Annotated in this window: 11 protein-coding genes; 1 reads left to right on the top strand and 10 read right to left on the bottom strand. The window is 45.3% G+C overall.

Features of this window, described 5'->3' with window-relative positions:
- Positions 1 to 28: 28 nt before the first annotated feature.
- Positions 29 to 1,705, bottom strand: coding sequence for a SulP family inorganic anion transporter (locus AC27G9_RS12380; protein ID WP_487074623.1), 1,677 nt, complete (start codon positions 1,703 to 1,705; stop codon positions 29 to 31).
- A 503-nt stretch (positions 1,706 to 2,208) separates the two neighbouring features.
- On the opposite strand from AC27G9_RS12380, the gene AC27G9_RS12375 reads away from it, so the two are divergent.
- Entirely contained in the window at positions 2,209 to 3,165 is a 957-nt protein-coding gene (locus AC27G9_RS12375) for a hydrogen peroxide-inducible genes activator (RefSeq protein WP_487074621.1), read from the top strand.
- Between the two features lie 121 nt (positions 3,166 to 3,286).
- On the opposite strand, the gene AC27G9_RS12370 is transcribed toward AC27G9_RS12375, so the two are convergent.
- The 9 genes from AC27G9_RS12370 to AC27G9_RS12330 form a co-directional block, all read right to left on the bottom strand.
- Positions 3,287 to 5,293 (bottom strand): methyl-accepting chemotaxis protein, encoded by a 2,007-nt coding sequence (locus AC27G9_RS12370; RefSeq protein ID WP_487074619.1) that lies wholly within the window; start codon positions 5,291 to 5,293, stop codon positions 3,287 to 3,289.
- A gap of 153 nt (positions 5,294 to 5,446) precedes the next feature.
- Complete coding sequence (locus tag AC27G9_RS12365; RefSeq protein WP_487074617.1) at positions 5,447 to 6,040, bottom strand: DUF938 domain-containing protein; 594 nt, start codon at positions 6,038 to 6,040, stop codon at positions 5,447 to 5,449.
- Positions 6,033 to 8,654, bottom strand: a complete 2,622-nt coding sequence (gene metH, locus AC27G9_RS12360) for a methionine synthase (RefSeq protein WP_487074615.1) — start codon at positions 8,652 to 8,654, stop codon at positions 6,033 to 6,035. Before metH ends, AC27G9_RS12365 begins: the two co-directional genes overlap by 8 nt.
- A gap of 4 nt (positions 8,655 to 8,658) precedes the next feature.
- Entirely contained in the window at positions 8,659 to 9,720 is a 1,062-nt protein-coding gene (locus AC27G9_RS12355; RefSeq protein WP_487074613.1) for a homocysteine S-methyltransferase family protein, read from the bottom strand.
- A 10-nt stretch (positions 9,721 to 9,730) separates the two neighbouring features.
- On the bottom strand, positions 9,731 to 10,654 hold the full coding sequence (gene metA / locus AC27G9_RS12350; protein WP_487074611.1) for a homoserine O-succinyltransferase MetA: 924 nt from the start codon (positions 10,652 to 10,654) through the stop codon (positions 9,731 to 9,733).
- A 204-nt stretch (positions 10,655 to 10,858) separates the two neighbouring features.
- Complete coding sequence (locus AC27G9_RS12345; RefSeq protein ID WP_487074609.1) at positions 10,859 to 11,287, bottom strand: DUF2802 domain-containing protein; 429 nt, start codon at positions 11,285 to 11,287, stop codon at positions 10,859 to 10,861.
- Between the two features lie 67 nt (positions 11,288 to 11,354).
- Positions 11,355 to 11,846 (bottom strand): chemotaxis protein CheW, encoded by a 492-nt coding sequence (locus tag AC27G9_RS12340; protein WP_487074607.1) that lies wholly within the window; start codon positions 11,844 to 11,846, stop codon positions 11,355 to 11,357.
- Positions 11,847 to 11,863: 17 nt separating this feature from the next.
- A complete protein-coding gene (locus AC27G9_RS12335) occupies positions 11,864 to 12,589 on the bottom strand; it encodes a chemotaxis protein CheW (protein ID WP_487074605.1) in 726 nt (241 codons plus the stop codon).
- Entirely contained in the window at positions 12,586 to 13,362 is a 777-nt protein-coding gene (locus tag AC27G9_RS12330) for a ParA family protein (protein ID WP_487074603.1), read from the bottom strand. Before AC27G9_RS12330 ends, AC27G9_RS12335 begins: the two co-directional genes overlap by 4 nt.
- Position 13,363 lies beyond the last annotated feature (1 nt).

The raw sequence follows: 13,363 nt of genomic DNA, 5'->3' as shown, positions 1-13,363 counted from the left end.
TGCCTTACCTTTTGAAAACGACAATGTATTATTTAGCGACGGCTGCGCCCATATCAACGTCAGCCTGTTGTGACTTTCCCGCAGATGAAGCCGCCTGCTTTTCGCTGTTCTGAACAATCGTCAAACCCGCTTGTAGTGCATCTAATCGCGTTGCGTGTTTATCTTCTTTGTCCATGTGTTCATAGACCTCTAAACCGTGTAACACCGCTTCGACTTCTGGTTTCACACCCGAAATCAACAGCTTTCTACCCGCGGCTTTAGCGTCGGTCGCAATCGTTTCTATTGCAAGCGCTGCAGATACATCCATAAATGGCACTCGCTCAAAGTCTAAAATAAGTACTTTGGCGCCGTCTTTCGCTTTTTCGCGAACTTGGTGACCAACATCAGCAGCCGCGCCGAAGCTCAAAGGACCGCCGAAATCGAACACGCGGATTTTGTTGTTAGCTTTGACCATGATGTCGTGCTCATCTGGATCATCCAAGTGATCAGGAATATTCTTGAGTGCTTCTAGTTGAGTATGGGCAACTTGTTTTACATAGGCCAAAGACGCAAGAACAACACCTGCCGCTACGGCTTGAATCAAATCAACAAAGACCGTCATTACTAATACGATTGCCATCAACACTAGGTCGAAACGCGGACCGCGATGAGACTTTCTGATATAGCTCCAATCGATGATATCTGCACCTGCTTTACACAGAATACCGGCGAGAACCGCATGTGGGATATGCTGAGCCAAACTTCCTAGCCCAAGTACGATTGCGAGTAGTAGTACAGCATGGACCATACCCGAGATTTGACCACGACCGCCGGTTCTGATGTTTACAAATGTACGCATTGTTGCGCCAGCACCCGCTATACCACCGATAAAACCAGCAACTGAGTTACCGATACCTTGACCGATTAGCTCTTTGTTACTGTTGTGGCGAGTACGAGTCATGTTGTCCGCGACCAAAGAAGTCAACAAGCTATCGATTGCGCCAAGCACCGCTAAGATAATAGCCGCTTCGACGACTAGCATCCAAGTGTCTTGCGTAAATGTTGGCATTTGAATTTCAGGCAAACCTGTTGGAATTTGCCCAAGTACTGGAACGTTGCCAATCATCAGACTCGCAATCGTACCGATCAATAACGCAGCCAATGTCCCAGGTACGTATTTACCTAGTGATGCAGGCCATTTATAAGCGATGATCAAAGTACCGATACCCAAGCCTAAAGTCGCAAAGTTAATATCAGCCAATGCTGCAGGTAAATCACCAATTGCCATCAATGTATTACTTGGAGACGGATGTCCCAGTAAGACAATGACTTGCAAGCTGATGATAATGACACCAATACCACTCATAAAACCCGATATAACTGGGTAAGGTACGAGCCGGATGTAATCACCAAGCTTGAGCACCCCCATTATAATCTGAAATACGCCAGCCAAGATAACAGCAGTGAAGATAAGTGCAGGGTCACCAGTTAAACTCGCAAAAAGACCTGCGAGTACAACAACCATCGGCCCTGTTGGCCCCGAAATCTGCGAAGGAGTGCCCCCAAACAGTGCAGCGAAAAATCCTACTGCAATCGCACCGTACATACCTGCTATCGGACCGAGTCCAGAGGCAACACCAAAAGCAAGCGCTAGAGGTAAGGCGACAATACCGGCGGTAATACCACCTGTTATGTCGCCACGAATGTTCGTTAAATCTATTTTCATTGGGTATCCTTATTATACTTATGATACTGAAAGCTGTTGCTCTGTACGCCTGTCTTTTTTCTTCAAACTCACAGTTGTCGCTCTCCTCGCAAGAGAAGCGACCATTAAAAACGTTGTCATTTCTGCCTCAACTTCCTTCAATTTGAGGATAGTTTGGCCGTCATTGCCTTGTAGAAGCACAATGACTGGCTGTGCTAAACAACGTTCTCTTTTGTTACTTCATCTACTTGAGAATGATCGAGCTTACCGCACTTTTCTTTCACCACACCTATCTCTGTACTGCAATGATTAAGCCACTGTTGGATTTGAGCCAGCACTTTCAGTGCCCCAAAAATCAAAAACACAAAAACGAACGCGACGCTAATCAATACTCCTAAAAATGTAATGTGATCGTTAACTTTTATGCAACAGTGTCTTTGATAGATTAATAGAATAGTACTTAACTTCGTGATAGTGTATCGCTATCAGAATTTATCAAAACCGCAAAGAAAAAGAACAAACCATTGAAATCTAAAGAAAAAAATCTATCTTTAAATCAAGTTCATTATTTTATTGCTGTGGCGAAACACCTAAGTTATCGACGAGCTGCACATATTTTGGGGATCAGTCAACCTACGCTGACTAACCAAATTAACAGTTTAGAAGAATATTTAGGCGTTACTTTGTTCGAACGCTCACGCACGGGGACCCATTTATCGGCCCAAGGCAGGCTTTTGCTAGAAGAAGCAGAGAGCGTGTTGTTGGCGTGCGCCAGATTTACTGAAGCGGCGCAAGTCTTGTCCGAAGGCGAGAATACGACCTATCGTTTAGGCATTCCACCTACGTTGGGCCCTTATTTGCTGCCCCATATCTTCCCTGAACTTCACAAAAAACACCCGGGTTTGAAATTCTACGTCAGAGAGGCAGCACCGAGAAATTTACAACAAGGGTTACTTAATGGTGATTACGATTTGATTCTATCGCCAATGACAGCGTCCAATTCGCAAATCATGATGGAACCGCTGTTCACTGAACCACTGAAGTTTGTTATTAACAGCGAACACAAATTAGCTGGCCAAAAATATATACAACCTAAAGCATTGGCAGGTGAAAAGATCCTGACACTTGAGGACAGACATCACTTCCATCACCAAGTCATGCAAATCTGTGGAGAACTCAACGCAGACCTCAGCCGAGATTATGAAGGTACAAGTCTAGATACGCTCCGGCAAATGGTAGTCATGGGAATGGGTTCAGCGTTCCTTCCCGGTTTGTACATTCACTCGGAGCTCCATGACCCGGAAGCACTTCACGTAACAGAGTTGAAAGGCAAGCCCATTTCGCGGGAACATTTCCTCGCATGGAGGAATACATCTCCTTCTCGAACTTTTTTCCGTCAACTAGCTGGTGAAATTCGAGAGCTCGTGGAAACCAAACTCGAAAGCGCGGTGATGACGACAAGCGTCGCGGACACGCGTTAGCGTTTTACATTGAAAATGATGTAAGCCAGAATTATTGATTCATTAATTTGAGGCATAGGGACTCTATACCTCAAACCGACGATAATATGCCAATGTACTTTCATCGGCCAATGGGCACAGGTTATCGCTTAAACTGGCTGACCACTTGTCTCAGCTCTTTTGCAACACCGTTAAGGTCAGCCGCCTCTGAAGCAAGCTCTTGCGCGTTACTACCCGTATTGTTACTGAGGTGAGATATCTCTTCCAGAGCGTGATTGATATCCTCTGCGGCAACGGTTTGTTGCTCTGTCGCACTCGCAATCTGTTGGCTTTGTTGCTGCACTTCGTCAATACTAGTCTCGACCGATGTCAAAAACTGCAGCACATTCTCCGTTTTTGCAACGCTGTCATTGGAGCGCCTTTGACCGTCGGCCATCACAGATTTAGTTTGATTAGCCATCGCTTGAAGTGTTTCAACCATTTTCCGAATATCGTCGGTTGAATCTTGAGTACGACTTGCTAGAGACCGAACTTCATCTGCCACAACAGCAAACCCCCTTCCCTGTTCGCCCGCGCGCGCTGCCTCAATCGCGGCATTTAACGCCAGTAAATTGGTTTGCTCAGCGATGCTATTAATAACATCAACAACTGCGCCAATGTTTTCTGACTCTTGGCTTAGCCCGTCCACAACGGCGACACCCTGCGCAATCGATTCGGCTAAATGATGTATTTCATCTTTTGCATTTTGTGCTTCCTTGACACCAATTTTTACCTGATTATCCGCTTCAATTGCTGCCCGACTCGAATGAGACGCATTGATTGAAATTTCTTCCACTGTTTTTGCCATCTGCTTCACTGCATCATTAACCGCACTCACCTGCTTGCGCTCTTGTTGCAGTTCAGTACTCGCACGGCTCGATACACTTTGTAGATGTGCAGCTGCCTCAGACACACTTTCTGTATGTATGGCTGTGTGCCCCATTAGTTTTTGCAGCTTTTCCGTGAATAAATTAAACTGTTTCGCAAGTTCACCTACCTCATCCTTAGTCGTCACACGAAGACGCTGAGTTAGGTCTCCATCGCCACTGGCAATTTTTGCCATCGCTTTCTTCATGCCAATAATTGGCGCGGCAATTAATCCACTCGCCCAAAAAGTAATAACAGAGATAGCTAAAATAATGGCAATTGCAATCCCAATAGCAGTAACGTAGGTCGTTTGAATGGGTTCTTGAACCACGGCGGCAGGTACGAGAATGCCGAGTACCCAATTCATCCGTGGGCTAGTTAATTTGGCGTGTTTGAAAACGACTAAATAAGGGATGCCTTGCCACGTGAGCTCATACATTCCTTGATTGTTGTTCTTAATATTGCCGACAAGTTCTGCGAACCCCTCACTGTCGTCAAACAAAGTGTCGAAATCAGTAAATTTGGTGCTCAGCGCTAAGTCGATATCTTGCTTTGGGAAATAGACAATTTGTTGCTTATCATCTAGTAAAAAGGCCGTACCCGTTTTTTCATACCGAATACCGTCAATGACTTCGCCTATGGTGCTAATCAGAATATCTACACCGCCAACGCCAAGTAATTCACCTTGATAAGTTACAGGGCCCTGAACAACAGCTGATATGGTATTGTCTTGAGAATCGACCGCTGGAGGTGTGACGTAGATTTCTCTGTTTTCTACTGCGGTATTAAACCAAGGCCTTTTGTTTGCGAAATACCCTTTAGTCACATCATTCGCATTGGGTCCATCCGTATCGACACCAACGCGCCCGCCCTCGTAGAAGTACTCACCGGTTTTTGCACTGGCAAAGAACGCCGATTTAATATTGGCATCCGGTTCGCTGATTGCTGGGAAAACCCGTTTTACTTCATTAATCTTATCAATATTTCCTCGTCCTCTTTCTTTATGAGAATCGAAAAAATCTATGACGTACGGGTTAAAGATAAAATTGTGCGCAACGCCACCATAGCGCGCAAAGAACTGCTCAATCGCTTGTGCTTCGAGAGTAATTAGGCTTTCTAATTCATGTTCAATCGTGGTTTTAGTATTGCTACCAATGAGCGAGACAACGACGGCAAAGGTCACAAAAAGCATGACACTGATGCTGCCACCGACAATTAGCATGAATTTCTTTTGTAACGACATGATATTCCCTTTGTAATTATTATTAATGGTGAATATGCATTTAGCACTGAGATATTTTTATAACAGAAAATCGCTTTGAAATAAGTAAAAAGATAGTTTTTATGGAATATGAAAATGCGCATCCTTTGACGTTGACGCATTTTCAACACCAATTTAGCGAGTTTTTAACTTCTTCCACACCAGCATGAGGTTGTTAGCTGGCATCGCTATTTTTTGCATCAACGTTAAACCGGTTTGCCAAGCTTGTAATTCTTCGATACTTCGGTAACCACCATACCCTCTCTCTAGTAATGAATAATGGAAGTCCTCATTACTTTGTGAGCTAAATTTCCCATTTTCTATGAAAGGACCATACTGACAAAACAAGCCCCCAGGCAGTAAGTGAGTGCTAACATCACTCATGAGATGCTGGACTTCATGCTTTTGCATGATATGAGCGGTATTGGCAGTAAAAACGCCATCGTACTTTCCAGCAGGGAAAGCATCAGCGCCAACAGTAAACGTAATCGGGCGCAATAAATTAGGGGCTGGATGCTCATCAATCCACAGATTAATGCCATCGTGATAATGGTCTTGGTCACTTGTTTGCCATACCAAGTGACTTAGGTGAGATGCAAAATGTACCGCGTGTTGCCCACTGCCACTACCAATTTCAAGCACACGCGTGCACTCGGCAAAGTGCCGAGTGAGCTGTTCAATAATAGGTTGCTTGTTGTTTTCACACGCTTGGCTGTAAGGTTTAGTCATCGAGATTTGGTGCCAACCATTTTTCTGCATTATCGAGAGACCATTGCTTACGCTCGGCGTAATCTTCCAATTGGTCTCGTTGTATTTTCGCCACAGCAAAATATCGACTGTCAGGATGAGAGAAATACCAACCAGAAACCGATGCGCCGGGCCACATTGCATAACTAGACGTCAATTTCATCGTAGTGTGATTTTCTGCGTCAAGCAAATCCCAAATCAACTGTTTTTCAGTATGCTCTGGACAAGCAGCATAACCAGGAGCCGGTCTTATCCCTTGATACTTTTCGCGAATCAGGTCGTCATTATCCAAATGCTCTTGCGCCGCATAGCCCCAGTAGTCTTTTCGCACTTGCTCATGAAGGTATTCCGCAAAGGCTTCAGCTAGCCTATCGGCAACGGCTTTGACCATTATGGCGTTATAATCGTCCCCTTGCTGTTCATAGGACTGAGCTAGCTCGTCTTCTCCAATGCCTGCCGTGACTGCAAACGCGCCGATGTAGTCTGCTATGCCCGTAGACTTAGCCGCGACAAAGTCACTCAAACAGTAATTAGGGTGGTTTTCTTTCAGTGTTTGCTGACGAAGGTGATGGGCAATGCCCAACAATTCATCCCTTGTCTCATCGGCGTAAATCTCGATATCGTCAGCGACACGGTTAGCTGGCCACAAGCCGAATACACCCTTGGCTTGTATATCGTTCGACTCGATCAAACTGTCCAACATCGCATTGGCGTCATCGAAAAGCTCTTGGGCTTGCTCCCCGACGACTTCATCTTGCAGGATTCTCGGGTATTTGCCTGCTAGTGACCACGTCAAAAAGAACGGTGTCCAATCAATATAATTTCGCAAGGTTTTTAAATCAGCAGATATAGCGGTTACACCGAGTTTTTTAGGCGCAGATGCGACTTTACTTAAGTCCAATTCCACGCTATTCGCTCTCGCGGCATCAAGTGATATTGGCTTAGAGCGAGGGCGCTTGCGAGCATGCTGGTCTCTTACTTTTTCATACTCTTTTTTGATTTCGGCGTGATAGATGGGCCTTTGTTCTGAAGAAATTAACTTTTGGCACACGCCAACCGCACGACTTGCATTTGGTACATAAACAACGGGATGTTCGTAATGCTGCTCTATCTTGACCGCGGTGTGAGCTTTTGACGTCGTCGCACCACCAATCAGCAAGGGTAAATCAAAGGCTTGGCGCTGCATTTCTTTAGCAACGTGCACCATTTCATCAAGTGATGGTGTTATCAAACCAGATAACCCTATCATGTCGGCGTTTTCTTCTTTTGCGACTTGCAAAATTTTTGCTGTAGGCACCATGACGCCTAAGTCGATAACCTCAAAATTGTTACATTGCAGCACAACGCCCACGATATTCTTACCAATATCGTGGACATCGCCTTTCACGGTCGCCATTATGACTTTACCGTTACTTGAGCCCGCTTCCTTTTCCTTTTCAATGTATGGCTGTAAGTAAGCGACAGCCTTCTTCATCACCCTTGCAGACTTTACCACTTGAGGAAGGAACATCTTACCCTCACCAAATAGGTCGCCAACCACATTCATACCATCCATTAAAGGGCCTTCAATCACATGGAGTGGCTTGTCTGCTTCTTGCCTAGCAATTTCGGTATCTTCTTCAATGAAATCCGTAATGCCTTTAACTAACGCATGTTCCAACCGCTTAGTAACTGGTAGCTCTCGCCACTCTAAGTTTTCCTTCGCCGCTTCTTTACCACTACCTTGGTATTTAGGCGCCAAATCAAGCAGCCTATCCGTTGCATCATCTCTGCGATTGAGAATGACATCCTCAACCGCCTCGCGAAGCTCTGGAGGAATTTCGTCATAGACCTCAAGTTGGCCAGCGTTGACGATCCCCATATCCATGCCAGCCTTTATAGCATGGAAGAGAAATACGCTGTGCATGGCCTCTCTAACAGGGTTGTTACCTCTAAACGAGAAAGACACATTAGACAACCCGCCAGATATGTGACAATGGGGTAGCGACTGCCTTATACGGCGAGTGGCTTCAATAAAATCGACAGCATAGTTGTTGTGCTCCTCGATACCTGTAGCCACAGCGAAAATATTGGGATCGAAAATAATGTCTTCGGGTGGAAAATCGATTTTGTCCACCAACAAGCGATAGCTTCGCTCACATATTTCAAACTTACGGTCTTCTGTATCGGCTTGTCCTCTTTCGTCAAAAGCCATAACGACCGTTGCTGCGCCGTAGCGTTTGATAAGCTTGGCTTGGGCGAGGAATTGTTCTTCGCCTTCTTTCAAACTGATTGAGTTGACAATGGCTTTGCCCTGGACACACTGCAGGCCTGCTTCAATGATGTCCCACTTCGAGGAGTCGATCATAATAGGCACGCGACTAATGTCAGGCTCGGATGCGATTAGGTTTAAGAAGCGCACCATTGCTGCTTTCGAATCCAACATGGCTTCATCCATGTTGATATCAATGATTTGCGCACCATTTTCCACTTGTTGACGAGCAACATCGAGTGCGCTTTCATAGTCTCCCTCGAGGATCAATCGCTTAAAACGCGCAGAACCAGTAACATTAGTGCGTTCACCGACATTGACAAAATTGGCTGTAGATTGACTCATAACACTACTCGTGAGAAAAAGCTTCAAGACCAGATAGACGCATTTTCACATCTAACGTGGGGACGATTCTGGGTTTGACCGATTCAACAGCATCTGCAATCGCTTTGATGTGGCCAGGTGTGCTGCCACAGCATCCTCCGACAATATTGACTAAACCGGATTCGGCCCACTCTTTGATATGCGTGGCCATTTCATCCGCTTCCATGTCGTACTCTCCAAATTCATTGGGTAAACCTGCATTTGGGTGAGCAGAAACCAAGCATTCAGCAATAGTCGACATTTCGTCAACATATTGGCGTAGCAAGTCCGGACCCAATGCGCAATTTAAACCAAATGATGTGGGCTTAACGTGTCGCAGCGAATTATAGAAAGCTTCCGTTGTTTGGCCAGACAAAGTACGACCCGACGCGTCCGTGATAGTACCAGAAATCATAACGGGTACTGAGCGACCTATTTGTTCAAATGCAACGTCAACAGCAAAAGCGGCGGCTTTGGCATTTAGCGTATCAAAAATCGTCTCAAGCATGATCAAATCGACATCGCCTTCCATTAGCGAGATTGTCGCTTCAACGTAATTATCGACCAATTGATTGAAAGTCACGTTGCGCATTCCGGGATCGTTAACATCCGGCGAAATGGACGCAGTTCTACTCGTGGGGCCTAACACGCCAGCGACAAATCGTGGCTTCGAAGGGTCTTTTTGCGTGCAGGCATCTGCGGCTTTTCGAGCAAGCCTAGCCGCTTCTCGGTTAATTTCAGGTACCAAGCTTTGCATATCATAATCAGCCATTGATAATGCAGTAGCATTAAAGGTGTTAGTTTCGAGAATGTCGGCGCCAGCCTCCAAATACTCGCAATGTATTTGATAAATCAGTTCTGGCTGAGTCAGTACCAATAGATCATTATTGCCTTTCACATCACTCGGCCAATCGGCAAACCGCTCACCGCGATAATCTTCCTCTTCGAGCTTGTGCTTTTGGATCATTGTGCCCATCGCACCGTCAAGCACGAGTATTCTCTCAGATGCAAGTTGCTTTAGGCGCTGTTCTAATGATGATTCTTTCAATGGTCTACCTTTAACCTTTACTCAGATCTGCCAAATCGTATGGCGTAGTTTGATATACGTAGTAGTTAAGCCAGTTGGTAAAAAGTAAATTACCGTGCGACCGCCACCTTACCATAGGACAATTGTTCGGGTTGTCATCCTTGTAGTAATTTTCGGGTAGTGCCGGCGTTTCGCCAGAACCCATATCCCTTTTATACTCTTGGTCTAGTGTCTCTGGGTCGTACTCTGGATGTCCAGTGATAAACACTAATCGCTTATCCTCGGAAGCAACGATATAGGCGCCAGTTTTCTCCGAGCTGGCTAGTACGTTTAGCCCATCAATACTCTGATAATCCGCAATTGGCACTTCACCAAATCTCGAATGCGGCGCGTAAAACTCTGGATCAAAACCGCGCATCAACTCATTGTGTACGTCTTGGACTTGGTGCTGAAAAACACCTGAGAGCTTATCAGATCGCAAGATGCGGCGCTTCCCATAAAAGTGATAGATAGCAGCATGAGCGGCCCAACATAAGAACATCGTAGATTGAACGTGGCGTTTGGCCCAATCCATGATGGTCTTCATTTTATTCCAATATTTCACATCTTCATAAGCCAACATGGCCAAGGGAGCACCGGTTATGATCAGTCCATCATAACTCTTACTGGCTACTTCATCGAACCCTAGATAAAAGTTATCGACGTGCGCTTGAGGCGTATTTTTCGATGTATGGTTATCAATACGAATCAGATCGATATTGATCTGTAATGGCGTATTCGACAACATGCGTAGGATTTGAACTTCCGTTTCGATCTTATTGGGCATTAAATTCAAAATTCCGATTTCCATCGGACGGATATCCTGCGTTGTGGCACGCTGGTCATCCATTACAAAGATATTTTCACCACCGAGAACATTCAGTGCCGGCAGTTCCGCAGGTATTCGAATAGGCATACTCACCCCAATAGTGATGTTTAATTACCTGATTGTGCATCTAGACGTCTAAAAAAGTCAACAAGTTTACGTCTAGACGTCCATACGCTTATTTAAAAAAAGCCGGCTCATGTCGGACATAAGTAAAGAGAAACGTATGGGAAAGTCCAGTGGGCGACGCCCGTCACTTTTGCTCGAGATTGAGCAACGCCTCGATTGAGACGGTTAATTGCTTTGATGAAGGTTAACCAGAAGCAAGGCTTCAGCTTGTGGCAGGTCGCATGCTTGCACTAACTCATCAACAGATGCTCCGTCTTTGGCAAGTTGTACGGCTTTTTGATACAAACGAGTACTGGGATCTTGTTGTTCCAATTCTCTTTGTTTGTTTCCCAGTTGATCGAGTTCGGATTGATACGCGGTGAATTGTTTAGCCATGACCAGACTTTTCGCACGTTCCTCCTCAATCTGATTAGCAATATCTGATACCGTACGTGTTAAATCTCGATTAGCGAGTTTAATCGTACTCAAGGTTGATACTTGATTCGCCAATTGGCGTTTAAGACCAACAATAACTATCAGCAACATCGCTACCACGCCACCGAGTACGACGAGTATCGAAAAAATTACGGTTGGATTAAAAACGTGTTCTAACAAACAGGTATCTACTTCACACTTCAGCTTTAGAAAGGAAGAGGCACGATAGCTCGTGCCTCTGAGACACTTACAGTGAGCTAATTTCGTCCCACTCTTCGTCGCTTAACAACTTGTTAAGATCGACAAGAATAAGTAGCTCGCCATCGCGGTTGCTCACACCTTGAATGAATTTAGCACTTTCTTCTGTACCAACATTCGGCGCACTGTCAATTTCAGAGGATTTTAAGTAAACCACTTCGGCTACGCTATCAACCAAAATGCCCACAACCTGTTCATCTGATTCGATGATAACAATACGCGTGTTGTCAGTGATATCCGTTGGCGGTAAACCAAACCTTGCCCGAGTATCAATAACAGTCACAACATTACCACGTAGATTGATAATACCAAGTACGTACTCTGGAGCACCAGGAACAGGCGCAATTTCGGTATATCGCAATACCTCTTGTACCTGCATCACGTTAATGCCATAGGTTTCCTCACCTAATCGGTAAGTTACCCACTGCAACACCTCATCGTTGCTATCTGCTGCGGCGTTATTTGTTCTTTCGTCATTCATTAACTTGGCTCCCAAAGCTATGGCATCTGGTCGTTACTGCCTAAGCCATTGTTCAACATTGAAATAAGTTGGTACACGTCTACCAACGCGCACATTTTTTCTTTTACCATTCCCGCGAGCCAAGGCCGTTTGCCTATGGATTCGCGCCACTTAACATCTTCTTTTGACAAAGTAACGGTATTAACCAATTTATCACTAGCAAGCCCCCAAGGGCTATTACCTAACATGATAAGATATTGATAGTTTAGCGTCTCTGCCAAATTTTGGTCATATTTTTCTGGCATGACCCATTGCGCCGTATCCACAACGTTAAGTTTTTCTTCTCTATGAAGCATCACGCCCTTAAACCATTTTGGTTTGCCAATTAATGGTCCGACTTTGTCTAGGTTATGGATACCACCTAATGTCGTCAAGGGGACTGCCATTGTTAAACCCGCCACTTCAAAAAACAACGCCTGAAACGTGGACTCCAGCTGATCGTGAATTGGAGCAAACTCTGGCGCTTCGTTTGACGTTACCGCGACTTCACTCTCCGGTTCAGTCTCAATAGCGGGGACATCGATTTCAACGGGCTCTTCATATGCGTCATCTTGAACTTCAATCTCTGGCATTGCAACGGAAGCTTGTTCCAAAAGCTTCGCAGCGCGCTCTGTTGCTTCCGATGGCGCATCAGGCTCCTGCAGTAAGCCATCGAGATAGTCTTTCATGACATCTTCTCTTGCGAATGGCGTACTCTTAGTCATAAACGGGTCTCTTTTTCCAACTGTTCTAACAACTTTTTATAGGCATACACGCCTCGCGCTCTCGGATATGCTACCGAAGCAGGCGACTGCGCCTGGCTCGCGTCTCTGAATCGCGTATCAACGGGAATAGTATGTTCCCATAGTTTGTCGCCGTAATCCGCAATCAAGCGCTTGTGTGCATCAAGTGCAGCATTGATTCTTTTGTCAAACATAGTTGGCACTATCAAAGTGTCAAATTCTTTGGCTAACGATTTACCCATTATTTCAAGGGTATGCATCATTCTATCTAGCCCTTTCAAGGCTAAAAATTCGGTTTGCACAGGTACGATAACGCGATCGCAAGCCGCTAATGCATTTACCATTAGCACACCAAGTACGGGTGGGCAATCCATCAGCACGTAGTCAAACTCGTGGCTGACTTTGTCTAGCGCTTTCTTGAGTACGAGCCCCATACCACTTTGCATGCCCATTTGTCTGTCTAACGTAGCCAGTGCCATGGTTGCAGGCAAAATAAATAAACTGTCTAACTTAGTTGGACACAAGCAATCAAGAACGTTATCGGCAGTGACAGATTGATTATTAATAAAAATATCGTAAACCGAAGTGGATAACTCTTCAGAATCAATGCCAAAGTAGTAGCTCAATGAAGCGTGAGGATCGGTATCAAGCAATAACACTCTCTTGCCTTGCTGCGCTAGCAAGCCACCAAGCGTTACCGTCGTCGTGGTTTTACCCACACCACCTTTTTGATTCGCAATCGTCCAAACCTTCAAA

It is taken from the genome of Alteromonas sp. 5NS40-0096, assembly GCF_057544385.1.
This window is presented reverse-complemented; position numbering and strand designations above follow the sequence as displayed.